Source organism: Sporosarcina soli, assembly GCF_042655805.1.
Lineage (GTDB): Bacteria > Bacillota > Bacilli > Bacillales_A > Planococcaceae > Sporosarcina > Sporosarcina soli.
In genome coordinates this window covers 1471212-1486166 of the sequence record NZ_JBHSNO010000005.1, presented here as the reverse complement: position 1 = coordinate 1486166, position 14955 = coordinate 1471212, and the positions used below count along the sequence as shown (strand labels likewise).

Sequence of the window (14955 nt, the reverse complement as noted above, 5' to 3'; positions counted from 1 at the left end):
GATCATCGTGAAGAAAATTCATGCGGAACTATTATCTATGCAAGTCATTCCGAATGTTGACGCAGGTCTAGCCGAAAAGTTTAAGCTGAAACCGTATCAGCGGAGTATAGGATTATTCACGACAACAATTGATGATGTCGGATATACGGCTGCTGATGAGGCAACAAAAACGTCGGATGTCGAAGTGGTCTATGCGAAAAGCTTTTACGCAGGATCTGCCCATGCATCCGGTCCGCTCTCTGGGGAGTTCATCGGCATTATTGCAGGACCATCTCCAGAGGAAGTGAAAAGCGGACTTGATTCCATTCGCATTACGGTTGAGAACAGCGCTTATTTTGAGGCCATCAACGGCGATGACAATCATGCTTTGTATGCCCATACGATTTCAAGCTGTGGCAGTTATTTAGCGGAAATAGCCGGAGTTCCGGTGGGACAAGCACTGGCTTATTTAATCGCACCGCCTGTCGAAGCGATTGTCGGATTGGATGCTGCGTTGAAAGCGGCTGATGTACGTGTTTGTGAATTCTTTTCACCGCCATCTGAAACGAACTTTGGCGGCGGTTTATTGACAGGGAGCCAATCATCTTGTCAAGCTGCGGCCGATGCGTTCAGGGAAGCGATTTCGAATATGGCACAAAGACCATTAGATTACTAAAGAAAGGAGAGAGTGCAATGGTAACAGCAATCGATGCTGATTTAGTGGCTCTCCAAGAAATGCGTACAGCTGTGAAAACAGCTAAAGAAGCACAGTTAGCCTATATGGACTTTTCCCAAGAGCAAGTGGACCGAATTGTGAAGGCTGTAGCAGATGCAGCGTATGAACAATCCGACAGACTTGCGAAAATGGCAGTAGAAGAAACAGGGATGGGTGTAGCCGCCCATAAAAAGATTAAAAATGAAGTCGGTTCAAAGGACGTTTATGAAAGTATCAAAGACTTGAAAACGGTCGGTGTAGTCGGGGAAGACAAGGTCAATCAAGTGGTTGAAATTGCAGCACCTTTCGGGGTCGTAGCAGGCATCATCCCAACGACCAATCCGACATCGACGGCATTCTTTAAAACATTGATTGCTTTGAAGACGCGGAACTCAATTGTTGTCAGTCCGCACCCTTACGCTGTTCAATGTACAAGTGAGGCATTGAAAGTTTGTGATGAAGCGGCAGTTGCGGCGGGTGCACCGAAAGGGTTAATCCAATGTCTGACAATGTCTTCGATGGATGCGACACAACAGCTGATGAAACATCCCGACGTGAATCTGATTTTGGCTACGGGCGGAGGTGCGTTAGTTAAAGCGGCGTACAGTTCAGGGAAACCTGCATACGGTGTTGGTCCCGGGAATGTTCCCGTCTATATTGAACGCACCGCTAAAATCGAAAAGGCTGTCGAAAATATCGTCAACAGTAAATCATTCGATTATGGAACGATTTGTGCAACGGAACAAGCGATTGTCGTCGATCGGAATGTATTGGAACTCGTTAACCGCGAGTTAAAGAAAAACGGTGCTTATATTTTAACGGATGAAGAAAAGCGCATCATGGAGAAAGTGATTTCCCCAGTCCCTGGAAAAGTGAACCCGAAAATTGTGGGCAGAAGCCCGCAAACCATAGCGAAGTTGGCCGGGATATCCTTACCGGAAGGTACAAGAGTTATCGTCGGGATGGAAACGGAAGTGGGGAAAGACGTGCCTTTCTCACTTGAAAAACTATCTCCTGTCTTTGCGATGTATGTGGCATCCGATGTGAAGCATGCCAAGGAAATTTGTTTGTCATTATTAAATTTAGGCGGCCGTGGACACTCTTTGTCCATTCATACGGAAACAGATGCGATTGCCCGAGAATTTGCAGTGGATATGCCGGTTTCCCGTATACTGGTCAATACGATGTCATCTGTCGGAGCGGTCGGCGGTACGACAGGATTGAAGCCGTCGCTTACGCTAGGTTGCGGAACGTTCGGTGGGAATATTACATCCGATAACGTAACGGCCAAGCATTTATTGAACATTAAACGAATGGCTTACGGCATTAAGGAAGTCCAGCTTCCGAAGCATGTAGCCGATGCAAGTGAAGATGCTACAGATGAAGTCGTATCCCATGTATTGAAATCCATGGGTTCAACTGATAAAGTCGATCCTGAAATGGTGAAAGACTTGGTCAGCGAAATTGTTAAACAACTATCTAAATCATAATCATTAGGAGGAAACAGACATGAATAGAGAAGGTACAGCATTAGGAATGGTAGAAACAAAAGGATTGATTGGTTCAATTGAAGCAGCAGACGCAATGGTGAAAGCAGCTAGCGTACATTTAGTTGGTAAAGTACATGTTGGTGGCGGAATTGTAACAGTTCTTGTACGTGGAGATGTAGGCGCAGTAAAAGCAGCAACAGATGCAGGCGCAGCAGCGGCACAACGCGTAGGTGAATTACTATCGGTTCACGTCATCCCAAGACCGCATAACGAATTGGAAATGATTTTACCAAAGTCGGATAACTAAGATTTTCAAAGGAGCCAGTCGGTATTTCCGCTAGTGATAGCAATGACTGGCATCCTGTTTTGATTTGATTGAAAGGCGGTCACGATATGGATCAGCAATTGATTGAAAAAATCGTCGGGGAAGTGCTTGGTCAATTGACGAAAGCAGAAGCTCCGCAAACGCAGGTGCTCCCTTCGAATGCAATTCCGATCGCTGTTTCTGCCCGTCACGTCCATTTGTCGCAAGAACATGTCGAGACGCTTTTTGGACAAGGTTATGAATTGACGAAAAAAGCGGATTTATCCCAACCGAATCAGTTTGCAGCCAATGAGACAGTTATTGTTGCAGGGCCGAAAGGTTGCATTGAACGTGTTCGTGTACTTGGCCCGGCGCGCTCATTGACACAAGTGGAAGTGAGTTGGACAGATGCCATGAAGCTTGGCGTCAAACCTCCGCTACGTGAATCGGGGAATATTAAAAATTCCGGGACCTGTACGTTGATCGGACCGAAAGGAAGTCTTTATCTCGATGAAGGTTTGATTGTTGCACAAGCCCATATTCATATGGAGCCGAAGGACGCGACGCATTTAGGTGTACGGGACAGTGAGTATGTCACAGTAGAAGTGGATGGCATCCGACCGATTGCCTATCGCAATGTTAAAATTCGTGTTTCTGAGCGGTATCGTTTGGAAATGCATATTGATACGGATGAAGCGAATGCAGGTTTTATCACAAAGGGATCGATTGGGCGCATTATTCGATCTGGGGAGGAACGCCCGAAATTTGTTTCGAAAACAGCTGCTCCTGAGGTTTCTGTCAAACAGCAGCATGAATTCAAAAAGAAGTTATTGTCAAATGGCGACGTCCGGGAGATTGCAGAAACGGAGATTCTCATTGAAAAAGGGACCATCGTCACGGCACTTGCCCGTGATACGGCAAGGGAACTAGGTAAGACGATTTCCGTTAGAAAATAGAAAAGGTGATTGCGGCATGCGATTAGGAAAAGTGATCGGAAACGTTTGGGCAACACGTAAAGAAGATGGCTTACAAGGCATTAAATTATTGGTCATTCAACCGATCGATGCCTATGGAAATCCGATTCGAACGCATTTTGTTGCGGCTGATCGTATCGGCGCTGGAATAGGTGATCATGTCCTTGTAACAAGTGGCGGTTCATCCCGTTATATTGATAAAGATAACCCTATGCCAATTGATGCGGTCATTATCGGGATCATCGATTCGACAGAAGTGGAAAGAGGTGAAATGGATGAGTCAAGCAATCGGAATGATTGAAACGAAAGGATTGATCGGCTCCATCGAAGCGGCAGACGCTATGATTAAAGCGGCGAGTGTAACGCTGATCAAACAAGAGATGGTGGACGGTGGAATTGTGACGGTCATTGTACAAGGTGATGTCGGCGCTGTACAGGCGGCAGTAGATGCAGGGCGGGAAGCTGCCATGCGTGTGGGTGAACTTTTGGGAGCTCACGTCATTCCACGTCCGGACGAATCTGTGTATAGCATGGTCGAGCCTCTTGATTACAATCAGTATGAGCAACAGCAACAGGCGAAATCGGCACCTGAGCTAGCTCCAAAAGCGAAGGCTGCCAAAAAGGCAGATGCCTGATAGAATGAAAGGGTGAGCACATTTGGCTTTTCGTAGAAACAAAATCGCCGTTATCGGCGCGGGTTACACCGGTGCCACTGTCGCTTTGATGGCGGCACAGAAAGAGTTGGGTGATGTCGTGTTAGTGGACATTCCAGACCAAGAGAACCCGACTAAAGGGAAAGCGTTGGATATGTTGCAAACAGGTCCTGTCCAACGATTCAATGCGAAGATTACGGGAACATCCGACTATGCGGATATCCAAGATGCGGATATGGTCATCATTACTGCGGGGATTGCGCGGAAACCGGGAATGAGCCGGGATGATCTTGTGGCGACCAATGCCAAAATCATGCGGCATGTATCCGAACAGGTCAAGAAGTACGCGCCAGAAAGCTATATTCTGATTTTAAGTAATCCTGTAGATGCGATGACGTACGTTTGTTATAAAACGACAGGATTCCCTAAAAATAGAGTAATTGGACAATCAGGCGTACTGGATACGGCCCGTTTCAATACGTTTGTGGCAGAAGAGTTAAATATTTCTGTGGAAGACATTTCTGGATTTGTATTAGGCGGACACGGGGACGATATGGTACCGCTCGTTCGGTATTCCTATGCGGGAGGTATTCCGCTGGAGAAACTCATCCCTCAAGATCGCATGGATGCCATTGTGGAACGTACGCGAAAAGGCGGTGGGGAAATCGTTTCGCTTCTCGGAAACGGGAGCGCTTATTACGCACCTGCTGCTTCACTCGTGGAAATGGCTGAAGCGATTATTAAAGACAAAAAGCGGATTTTACCATCCATTGCTTACTTGGAAGGGGAATATGGCTACAGTGACTTGTATCTAGGTGTTCCCACGGTCCTTGGTGGCAATGGGATCGAAAGCGTCATTGAACTGCCATTGACGGATGAAGAAAGAACAGCACTCGATAAATCCGTTGAGTCCGTCAAAACCGTACTTGAAATTTGCAATAAATAATGTAAAAAAAAAGCATTCCTGGCGGGATGCTTTTTTTCGTTTAGGAAAAGTTTATGTCATCAAAGAGAAAACCAATACGACTGAAATAGCAGACTATTAACCTATAATAGACGGTATTTTATTGCAAACTCCGACTCAATTGACTGGTCCATTTTATATCTGTGGTTGTTAGAATAATCGCAAGGTTCAATTAGATGCCTGGTTATCTAACTATAAAACTGGAGGGAACGGTATGATACAAACGATTACTAGACCGATGACAGGAAAAGAATATCTTGAAAGTTTGAAAGACGGACGGGAAATTTGGCTTTATGGCGAGAAGGTAGAAGACGTGACTACGCATCCTGCTTTTCGTAATTCGGCACGCTCGGTTGCTCGACTTTATGATGCGCTCCATGATCCGAAGCATAAAGATGTTTTAACAACTGAAACCGATACAGGTGGTGGAAGTTATACCCAAAAGTTTTTCAAAGCAAGCCGAAATTCAAAGGAATTATTGGAAGCACGTGATGCAATTGCCCAGTGGGCTCGCCTTACTTATGGATGGATGGGCCGTACACCAGATTATAAAGGAGCGTTTTTAGCCACTCTTGGAGGAAATCCTGAGTTTTATGCGCCGTATCAAGACAATGCTCTTCGTTGGTACAAAAATGCGCAAGAAAAAGCGTTGTTCATCAACCACGCCATTATTAATCCCCCAGTGGATAGAAATAAACCCGTTCATGAAGTGAAAGATGTATTTATAAATGTTGAAGAAGAGACAGATGAAGGAATCATTGTAAGCGGTGCCAAAATGGTGGCAACAGGATCGGCCTTAACAAATTACAATTTCGTGGCTCACAATGGAACGCTACCGATTCAAAAAGAAGAATTTGCACTTGTCTTTTTTGCTCCACAAAACACACCGGGGGTTAAATTACTTTGCAGACCTTCCTATGAAATGGTTTCTTCAGTCATGGGTAGCCCGTTTGATTACCCACTATCAAGTCGATTAGATGAAAACGACGCTGTACTTATCTTCGATAAAGCGCTTATTCCTTGGGAGAATGTTCTTGTCTATAAAGATATTGAGAAAGCAAACGCCTTCTTCCCTCAGTCAGGCTTTACAAATCTCTTTCTATTTCACGGTTGTACCCGTTTGGCAGTCAAACTGGATTTTATTTCAGGATTACTGATGAAAGCCGTTGAATCTACCGGAACAAGCGAGTTTCGCGGAGTAAAAGCACATGTGGGAGAAATGATTGCATGGCGTAATATGTTTTGGGCATTGAGCACAGCAATGGCGAAAGATCCAGATGAAGGACCAAACGGAACTGTATTACCCAATATGGAACATGGTACAGCTTATCGTGTATTTTCTACAATGGCTTGGACACGAATTCGAGAAATTATTGAAAATACAGTTGCGGGGGGATTAATTGTTCAACCGTCCAGCTCAAAAGACTTTAAAAATCCTGAATTACGTCCGTATCTAGATAGATTTTACCGGGGATCAAATGGATATGAGAGTGAAGAAAAGATTAAGCTTGTGAAACTTCTATGGGATGCACTAGGCAGTGAATTTGGCGGTAGACATGGGTTATATGAAAGAAACTACACAGGAAACCATGAAGACATTCGAATACATGCATTAAACAACGCCATGCAGAATGGGTCTGCAGACGCCTTTAAAGGACTGGTAGAACAGTGTATGAGTGAATATGACCTTGATGGTTGGACGGATTCTACTTGGATTAATCCAGATGATGTATCACAAATACTAAAGGATGTTATTGGTACAAAGTAAGAACTGGAAGCTGATCAAAACAACTGATACAGAGGTGGAAATATGCGAATTGTACGTTCACCCCTACATGTCGGAGGGGACAAAAACTGGGTTGCAATTGGTAAGTGGGACGGTCTTCATATTGGTCATCAGCAGCTTGTTCGTAATCTTGTAAAGAAGGCAAAAGACCATTCCGGCCAATCTGTCGTGATAGGTTTCGATCGGCATCCGACAGCGCTATTTAATCCGGGAAATGAGCCCCTGCAGTTACAAAGTATAGAAGAACGCTCTGTGTGGCTAAAAGAATTAGGAGTAGACGTCTACCTTGTTATACCCTTTACGAAACAATTCGCTAGCCACCCGCCGGAATACTTTGTCAATAATATCTTGATCAATGATTTACGTACACAAGATATTACGATTGGGTATAACTTTAGATTTGGCAATGGCCGGAAAGGAACCCCTGCACTTTTAAAAAGATTATGCAAACCATTTGGAGTAGGTGTTCATGTGATCCCGCCAATCTATATAGATGATGAAATTGTTTCATCTACGCTGATTCGCAGTTATCTGGAAACAGGAAATATAGAAAAAGTCCAAAGATTGCTTGGTCATCGTGCTTTATTGGCCGAGGGACACCGGAAAAATCAAATAGAAGAGCTTTATCAAACAATTTAAGTGATCAAGTATCACGCATTGAAAAAGATATAAAATTCCATATTTGGGGTAATGAAAAATAAGGGAGGAAGTACTATGTCCCAAACATTTGATAACATTGAGTTTCGTAATGTATGTGGTCAGTTTTTAACAGGGGTTACGGTTGTAACAGCTAAAGGTGAAAAGGAAGAACTGGTTGGTTTTACGGCTAACTCATTTGCATCTGTTTCATTAGATCCCCCTTTAGTGCTCGTATGTCCAGATAAAAAACTAGGTTCTTATCCTGCTTTTATGAAAGCGGAAGGGTTTGCCATTCATATATTGGGACATGAGCAAGAGGAGTTATCAACGCAATTTGCAAAGCGTGGCGTGGATAAATTCAATGGGATAGACCATAAGGAAGGTTTGTATGGTGCTCCCATTCTTCCTGAAACGCTTGCGGTGTTACAATGTCGCACAGTAAATAAAGTGGATGGCGGCGACCATACCATTTTAATTGGACAGGTGGAGTCCATAGGTAAGTGTGAAAAGGAAAGAAATCCTTTAGGCTTTTTCCGTGGTCAATATACAAGAGTTGAAGATCGTGTCGTAAAGGCATAAGGACCTGCTTGTATGAATCAACCCATAATAACCTAGATTAATGAATGTTAAAACAAAATGATAAAATGGAGTGGATAAAATCAACATTAGCATGTAAGAGAGGGTTCTTTACTGTGGACTGACTGTTCCCTCTCTTTATCTTCATTCAGCAGAAGACTCCCACCTTCGTAGGTGGCGAGATGAATGCGTTTTGGTTTACTGATCAGCGGGTGTTCAAACGCCCGCTGAATGAAGGGTGGAAGGCAGTCTAAGTTCGCGACGTCCTGTCGCAACGACTGCATGACCTACATCCTATAGGCCCGCGGATGTCACAGATTTTGAAAGGAGTCAATTGCGCTTATCTAGATGCCTTAATTTCTGCAAAAAACGCAGAAATTAAGGCAAATCGAACCCTTCGCTGTTCGATTCGCAATTCAAAATCTGGACGCAATCACGCCGAGGCGTGATTGATTACGAGAGGGAGCATGAGATTACTATGAATTTACAGGAAAAGAATCACTTGTTAAAGATAGAAGAATCAGAAGAACTCCATCATGAGGCACAGCATTCACCTGAATTACTACAACATCTTATGCTTGTGCATGAACAATTGAATCGTATGGTGTTAGAAGGGCTTTGCAGAGAAGAAATTATTAAAACAGTTGGAGAAATACTAGGTTCTCCAATCGTTGTTGAAGATAAAGAGCTTCGTCCCTTAGCTTGGTGGGTGGATCCCGCATTTAATTTAGATTTGGAAGATTGTTTACTCGGGTCTGCACTAAACAAAAACTCCCTGCTGCAATCTTGTCTAACGAAAATGGAGCTAGAGAAGAAGGCGATTGAACTCGTTCTATCAGATAACAGCATGGTTCCGCGAACTACAGCGCCCATTATTATCAGTGGAGAAGTAATGGGTTATTTGTCCGTCACTCATGTAGAACAAGGGAACGAAGTGCTTAGGCGAATGATAATTGAGCGTGCTGCAATGGTGATAGGGATTGATCTCTTAAAAGAACAGACGAAGTTGGAAACCGAGCATCGACTTCGGGGGAATTTTTTGGATGAGTTATTGGACGAAACAACCCCGATAGAATCATTAAGGAGCAGGGCAATATACATGGGGCAAGACTTAGAATTGCCACATCGGTTTTTATTAGTAGGAATTGACCCGCCGTGGTTAAACTTGCAAACAGATGCAGACCAAGAAAAGTTTTTTCAAATTTTGAAGAAAACATATAATAATGTTCGACGCGTGATGAATAATTTAAATCTCAATGTCATGGTAGTTGAGCGTCCGAAAGGAATATTGGTTTTAGGAAATACAATTCAAGAGGGATTTGATCCTTTAAAAGTTGCAAAAGCAATCCAGGATTTTCAGCGCAGGCAGGCAGATGAATTAACTGTATCCGTTTGTATAAGTAGAGAAGCTAGTTCAATCAATCAATTGCGAACCGTATTTACAGACTGTAAAAGTACTTTAGAGGTCATGGTTAGATTAGGACGAGTAAATGAAACATTTTTCGTTGATGAGATGAGCATGTTTGATTTGTTCTATGTTAGTTCTTCAACCGAGGAACTTTGTCTGTTAGCTGAACAGACCTTAGGAAGTTTACTGCTGTACGATGAAAAATATGGTGGACAATTTACAGAAACGTTGCATGTCTACCTTATGCATGAATGTAATTTACAGCGTACAAAAAAAGAGTTGAATATCTCGTTAAGCGGACTGAAATATAGGCTGCAACGCTTACAGGAAATTGGAGAAATCGATTTTGATAACCCGGATGAAAGGTTTAATCTTCAATTGGCCTTACGTATCCTGATAGCAAATGGGAAATTTGTCTTTTGAGTTATGGGAACATTGGGAAAGTATAGAGATGAAAATGGAGGGACTGACAATGAATAGTCGACTTGAGGAAATTACGAAGAAAATTGTTGGAAATATTCATGAAGTAATCGTGGAGTATCAAATTAATGATACAGAACTTATGCAAGCCCTTAACTTTCTTACGGAAGTCGGAGAACGTGGTGAATACCAATTGTTGAGTGACGTGTTGGGTATCTCGGTCTTAGTGGATGAGATTACTCACGGTCAAGAAGAAACGGCAAAGACCGCACATAATGTTGAAGGGCCTCTATATCGGCCAAATGCTCCCAAAATGGGCTCGAAAGCTAAAATCTGTTCGGACGGCGATAAAGGTGATCGGCTCATTTTGACAGGTCAGGTTCTGTCCGCTGAGAATAATCTTCCACTTGCACATGCCTTAGTAGATATCTGGCAGGCGGATGAAAAGGGAGATTACGAGAACCAGGACGAGAATCAAGCAGATTATAATTTACGTGGGTTAATAGAAACGGATGAAGAGGGAAGATTTACGATAGAAACAGTGATTCCAGGGCCTTATGAAATTGCAAAAGCAGGACCGATTGGGGGCTTTTTAGAAGCCATTGGCCGACATGATTGGCGGCCGGGCCATATTCACTTTAAAGTCTCGCATGAGAGTTGTTCACCGTTAACGACGATGCTCTTTGTACCAAATGATCCTTGGATCGATTCAGACGCGATCGGGGCGGTAAGGGATTCCTTGATTATGAAATTTGAAAAAATTGATGCGCCAGAAGAATTAACAAAATACAATGTCGATGAACCGTTCTTCCTGTGTAAATACGATTTCATTTTAAATACGATTGAGAATGAAAAGATTGAAGCGAAGGATGAAGCTTTACAAATAAAGTAATGTCTATTTCAAAGTATCCTTGTAGTAAAAGTATGGAGGTTTTGTGATTGAAAGACTTTCAATATCTGTTTTCCGCTCAACAAGTAGTTTTTGGACCCGGTTCTTTATCGAAAATCGCGGAAGTAACAGAACAATTTCATTTAAAGCGGATGATGCTATTTACGACGAAAGGTTTCCGAACTCGGGGCTACGTCGATTCGATTGAAAATATGTTAGGCGAACGTTTAGTAGTTGCGTACGACCAAGTTCAACCGCATGTGCAAGATTTTCAAGTGCGGGAAGCGTTAGCAATTGCAGAGGAACAACAGATTGATGCGGTTATTGGCCTTGGTGGTGGAAGTGCGGTTGGTATTGCTAAAGCGATTAGCCTAGCTTTGGAAGAAAAAAGGACGGGTAGCCCGGCGAAAGCCGCATTTCCGACAGAGCAGCCGCTCATCCCGGTCATTGCCATACCAACAACGTATGCGGGTTCTGAAATGACGCCTGTCTATGGCATTACGCATGAACAAGGAACGATAAAACGTAAAATTACCGTGAAAGATGTAAAAATTACGCCCAAATTAACAATTTACGATCCGGAACTTACTTTGGAGCTCCCTCAAGGGGTAACGGCTGGTTCCGGAATCAATGCATTTGCCCATTGTATCGAGGCTCTCTATTCAATTACAAAAAATCCATTATCGACAGCTGCAGCGCTTGGAGGTATTCGTTCAATTGGACAATCTCTTGTCCAGTGCGTCGTGGATGGAAGATCATTAGCTGCACGAACCGAAATGTTGAACGGTTCTTTCCTGGCAGGGGTGGCATTGTCCAATGTCGACATGGGATTGCATCATGGTATTTGTCATGTTTTAGGTGGCAGTGCCGGCGTTTCACACGGAGATGCCAACAGTATTATGTTGTCCCACGTGATGCGTTTCAATTTAGATGTAACAGCTAATGAACTTGCCCTGGCTGCGGAAGCGATGGGTATTTCTACAGTCGGCATGAGTGCTGAAGAAGCGGGAGCGGCCTCTGCGGATCGTGTTGCGGAATGGGTGAAGCAAATGAACTTACCTTCTCGCCTACGGGATGTGGGTGTTGATAAAACAGATATTCCACATTTAGCAAAGGTAGCTTTCGAAAGTCGCACAGTACGAAATAATCCGAAGCGAATTGAAAATGTAGAACAGCTTGAACAATTATTGCAAGCAGCTTGGTAAAAAACAAAATTTTTCTGCAAGAATGAAAAACGTTATCTAGAAAAGAGGAATGTTTGTGATGTCGAATGTAACTGTAAAAATGCTCGGTACAGGTTGTCCCCGTCCGGAAATTGACCGAGCTGGCCCTGCGCAAGTTTTGTTAATTGAAAACTTGCCAATTTTAATAGACTGTGGGGAAGGCACTACAGCCCAGCTAATGAAAGCTGGGATTGCCCCTGAAGAAGTAAAACATTTATATTTCACCCATCTACATTCGGATCACACTATGGGGTATACACAATTTTTATTTGCCGGGTGGGAACTAGGTAGGCGTGAGCTCACAGTCGTTGGACCAAAAGGGTTGAAGAAATATCACGATACAATTGTAGGCATGTTTGAAGAGGATATTGACTATCGACTTTCTTTGGGCAGGCCAAGAAATGGACTGTTAGATGTCAATATTATTGAACTTGAAGGAAAGGGAGAAGTGTCCTGCGACATACCTGCGCAAGTAACAGCTGCCCAGATGGATCATAGTATTTTGACCTATGCTTATCGCTTCGATATCCAAGACACTTCAGTCGTAATTTCAGGCGACACAGCACCGACGAACGCCCTAGTAGAGTTGTCGAAGGATGCGGATATTTTAGTCCATGATTGCTGTTTGGCTCCTACGAAACTCTATACAGCAGAAGAAAGGGAACGAAATCCGGAAAGACAAGCCTTATGGAAGAGAATTAACGAAACACATTGCACTCCAGCTCAAGCGGCGGAAACAGCGCGCCAAGCAAATGTGAAACAATTGGTGTTAACACATTTTCTTCCGGATATTGATGTACAAAAAACATATGAAGAGGCGGCGGAAGTCTTTTCTGGGAAAGTCATCGTTCCGTACGACCTAGAAGTAATTACCGCTAAAAACTTGTCAGGCGCTTTAACGTAAAAAAAATTTTTGATATATGTGTACGGGCAATTTTAACTTGATTCAGCAGAAGTCCCCCACTTCCATAAGTAGCGGGATGAATGCCAGAATGCATTTCAATCAGAGGGAGTCCAAACTCCCTGTAGCTGACGCTTCGCTTTCAGTACAAAACGATTTGCTGATTAGGGGAACTCAGGCTAAGATCGCCTCGTCTAGAAAGTGCCTTAATTTCTGCAAAAAACGCAGAAATACGGCAAATCGAACCCTTCGCTGTTCGATTGGCAACGCCTGAGTGACCAACATCCTGTTGGCCCAAGCCTCTGGCGGATGTCACGGATTTTGAAAGGTATCAATTGCGCTTATCTAAGTGCCTTAATTTCTGCAAAAGGTGCAGAAATTAAGGCAAATCGAACCCTTCGCTGTTCGATTCGCAATTCAAAATCCGGACGCAATTACGCCGAGGCGTAATTGATCATTGCCCGTAGGATTTTCAAAGTATCAAGCCCTGTAAATTTTTACTTGTTACAAAATCAGATTATTGGTACTTATGGGAATATAAATTAGTAAGAAATGCAAAACGAAAAAAAAACTATTCTAGTGAATCTTATAATGGAAATTCCATAGAGGAGTGGCTTATTATTTTCAAGAAAAACTTTCGGTGGATCATGTTGAGTTATGTAACCATTATTATGTTTATAAATTTCGTTGACCGTATTATTATTTCAGCTGCAACCGGACCTATTATGGAGGAGTTTGGGTTCTCAGCCACTCAGTGGGGTTTAATTTTAAGTGCATTTTTCTGGGGGTTAGTGCCGTTTGCTTTTCTCTCTGGAATTGCGGCTGATAAATGGGGACCCAAAAAAGTCTGGAATATCGGAGTTACATGGTGGTCTATTTTTACAATAGCCACTCCGTTTGCATTTAACTATGTTACATTTCTGATTGCGCGTATTTTCTTTGGAGCAGGGGAAGGTCCGACTTTATCTAATGGTATTCGGGTCATTTCCAACTGGGTAAGTCCTCGTGAAACGTCCACAGCAGCAAGTGTTGTGTTTTTGGGGGTGAAACTCGGTCCAGCGTTAGGTACTCCTATTATCGTTTGGATTATAGCTACCTATGGTTGGAGAGTTGCTTTTTATGTAATGGGAGTAATGGGATTGGTTTGGTTATTTGGTTGGCTCCGTATTTTTACAGACAGTCCAGCTGATAACAAGTACATGAGTAAAGAAGAAAAAGCCTGGCTAGCAAAAGAACAAGGTGATGTTGTAAGCGCTAACATTTCTGATAAACCATCTTTCAAAGAGTTATTTTCACTGCCAAAAGAAGTACGTAAAACGCTAGTTACGAATTTGTTTAGTGGATTTTGTTTTGGATATGTTTTGTATTTTTCAATGACGTGGTTGCCGGGTTATTTGACAATGGAGCTGAATATGAGTTTGAAAACGATGGGTACCGTAATCATGGTTCTCTGGCTCTTTGCAGCATTTACATCGGTCATTGGAGCAAGGATTCTTGACAAGCTAATTAATAAGACAGGCAATCGAAGAATTTGGGGTTATTGGCAATCAGCCAGCTTTCTAATCATTGGAATTTGTATGTTTCTTGCTGGATTTGTCGATTCCGTGTTACTAATACTCGTTTTTTTAACGATTGCCATTTCTGCTAATACATTGGCTGAGTCTTGTATTAATTCCGTTATTCCTAGTATAGCACCTGAACGTGCAGGATCGCAGGCTGGCCTTTTGCAATTGGCCTACACAGTTCCAGGGATCATTGCACCTATTGTAACAGGGATCATTGTAGATATGACCAATAGCTTTTCTTTTGCTTTTTTTCTTATAGCTATCCTCGTCACTATCGGTAGTATCGTATCATTATTATTTATGAGACCTTCGAAGATGGATGTGAAAGGAACGGAACAAATAAAACCAATCATAATTAATCATTAATGGTGTGTAAATTTTTAACTTGAATCAGAGGGAGTTTGGGCTCCCTCTGATTGAAATTCATTCTGACATTCATCCCGCTACTTATGGAAGTGGAGGACTTCTG

At 42.9% G+C, this 14955-nt stretch carries 15 protein-coding genes; all 15 read left to right on the top strand.

What is annotated here, in order from left to right; all coding sequences use genetic code 11:
• Position 1 precedes the first annotated feature (1 nt).
• Positions 2-655 (top strand): ethanolamine utilization microcompartment protein EutL, encoded by a 654-nt coding sequence (eutL, locus tag ACFPRA_RS11095; protein ID WP_381434869.1) that lies wholly within the window; start codon positions 2-4, stop codon positions 653-655.
• Positions 656-672: 17 nt separating this feature from the next.
• A complete protein-coding gene (locus ACFPRA_RS11090; protein ID WP_381434113.1) occupies positions 673-2184 on the top strand; it encodes an aldehyde dehydrogenase family protein in 1512 nt (503 codons plus the stop codon).
• 19 nt (positions 2185-2203) lie between these two features.
• Complete coding sequence (locus ACFPRA_RS11085; RefSeq protein ID WP_381434110.1) at positions 2204-2491, top strand: BMC domain-containing protein; 288 nt, start codon at positions 2204-2206, stop codon at positions 2489-2491.
• Between the two features lie 86 nt (positions 2492-2577).
• Complete coding sequence (gene pduL / locus ACFPRA_RS11080) at positions 2578-3444, top strand: phosphate propanoyltransferase (RefSeq protein ID WP_381434108.1); 867 nt, start codon at positions 2578-2580, stop codon at positions 3442-3444.
• Between the two features lie 16 nt (positions 3445-3460).
• Positions 3461-3763, top strand: a complete 303-nt coding sequence (locus ACFPRA_RS11075; RefSeq protein WP_381434105.1) for a EutN/CcmL family microcompartment protein — start codon at positions 3461-3463, stop codon at positions 3761-3763.
• Positions 3738-4097 carry a BMC domain-containing protein gene (locus ACFPRA_RS11070; RefSeq protein WP_381434101.1) on the top strand — a complete coding sequence of 120 codons (360 nt, stop codon included), beginning with the start codon at positions 3738-3740 and terminating at the stop codon, positions 4095-4097. Before ACFPRA_RS11075 ends, ACFPRA_RS11070 begins: the two co-directional genes overlap by 26 nt.
• A gap of 22 nt (positions 4098-4119) precedes the next feature.
• Positions 4120-5061: a malate dehydrogenase gene (gene mdh, locus ACFPRA_RS11065; RefSeq protein ID WP_381434099.1), complete on the top strand. Its 942-nt coding sequence runs from the start codon at positions 4120-4122 to the stop codon at positions 5059-5061.
• A gap of 256 nt (positions 5062-5317) precedes the next feature.
• Positions 5318-6847, top strand: a complete 1530-nt coding sequence (locus tag ACFPRA_RS11060; protein WP_381434098.1) for a 4-hydroxyphenylacetate 3-hydroxylase N-terminal domain-containing protein — start codon at positions 5318-5320, stop codon at positions 6845-6847.
• 42 nt (positions 6848-6889) lie between these two features.
• Positions 6890-7504 (top strand): hypothetical protein, encoded by a 615-nt coding sequence (locus tag ACFPRA_RS11055; RefSeq protein WP_381434095.1) that lies wholly within the window; start codon positions 6890-6892, stop codon positions 7502-7504.
• Between the two features lie 75 nt (positions 7505-7579).
• On the top strand, positions 7580-8083 hold the full coding sequence (locus ACFPRA_RS11050; RefSeq protein WP_381434093.1) for a flavin reductase family protein: 504 nt from the start codon (positions 7580-7582) through the stop codon (positions 8081-8083).
• Between the two features lie 475 nt (positions 8084-8558).
• Positions 8559-9911: a PucR family transcriptional regulator gene (locus ACFPRA_RS11045; RefSeq protein WP_381434090.1), complete on the top strand. Its 1353-nt coding sequence runs from the start codon at positions 8559-8561 to the stop codon at positions 9909-9911.
• A 49-nt stretch (positions 9912-9960) separates the two neighbouring features.
• A complete protein-coding gene (locus ACFPRA_RS11040) occupies positions 9961-10800 on the top strand; it encodes a dioxygenase family protein (RefSeq protein WP_381434088.1) in 840 nt (279 codons plus the stop codon).
• A gap of 47 nt (positions 10801-10847) precedes the next feature.
• Complete coding sequence (locus tag ACFPRA_RS11035; protein ID WP_381434085.1) at positions 10848-12002, top strand: iron-containing alcohol dehydrogenase family protein; 1155 nt, start codon at positions 10848-10850, stop codon at positions 12000-12002.
• A gap of 58 nt (positions 12003-12060) precedes the next feature.
• Positions 12061-12924 (top strand): MBL fold metallo-hydrolase, encoded by an 864-nt coding sequence (locus tag ACFPRA_RS11030; protein ID WP_381434083.1) that lies wholly within the window; start codon positions 12061-12063, stop codon positions 12922-12924.
• Positions 12925-13571: 647 nt separating this feature from the next.
• A complete protein-coding gene (locus ACFPRA_RS11025; RefSeq protein WP_381434080.1) occupies positions 13572-14852 on the top strand; it encodes an MFS transporter in 1281 nt (426 codons plus the stop codon).
• The last annotated feature ends 103 nt before the right edge of the window (positions 14853-14955 follow it).

Excerpts from the sequence above, each read along its gene's own strand:
- ACFPRA_RS11090 (WP_381434113.1), top strand. The coding sequence starts at position 673 with ATGGTAACAGCAATCGATGCTGATTTAGTGGCTCTCCAAGAAATGCGT.
- ACFPRA_RS11085 (WP_381434110.1), top strand. The coding sequence starts at position 2,204 with ATGAATAGAGAAGGTACAGCATTAGGAATGGTAGAAACAAAAGGATTG.
- pduL (WP_381434108.1), top strand. The coding sequence starts at position 2,578 with ATGGATCAGCAATTGATTGAAAAAATCGTCGGGGAAGTGCTTGGTCAA.
- ACFPRA_RS11075 (WP_381434105.1), top strand. The coding sequence starts at position 3,461 with ATGCGATTAGGAAAAGTGATCGGAAACGTTTGGGCAACACGTAAAGAA.
- ACFPRA_RS11070 (WP_381434101.1), top strand. The coding sequence starts at position 3,738 with ATGAGTCAAGCAATCGGAATGATTGAAACGAAAGGATTGATCGGCTCC.
- ACFPRA_RS11060 (WP_381434098.1), top strand. The coding sequence starts at position 5,318 with ATGACAGGAAAAGAATATCTTGAAAGTTTGAAAGACGGACGGGAAATT.
- ACFPRA_RS11055 (WP_381434095.1), top strand. The coding sequence starts at position 6,890 with ATGCGAATTGTACGTTCACCCCTACATGTCGGAGGGGACAAAAACTGG.
- ACFPRA_RS11050 (WP_381434093.1), top strand. The coding sequence starts at position 7,580 with ATGTCCCAAACATTTGATAACATTGAGTTTCGTAATGTATGTGGTCAG.
- ACFPRA_RS11045 (WP_381434090.1), top strand. The coding sequence starts at position 8,559 with ATGAATTTACAGGAAAAGAATCACTTGTTAAAGATAGAAGAATCAGAA.
- ACFPRA_RS11040 (WP_381434088.1), top strand. The coding sequence starts at position 9,961 with ATGAATAGTCGACTTGAGGAAATTACGAAGAAAATTGTTGGAAATATT.
- ACFPRA_RS11030 (WP_381434083.1), top strand. The coding sequence starts at position 12,061 with ATGTCGAATGTAACTGTAAAAATGCTCGGTACAGGTTGTCCCCGTCCG.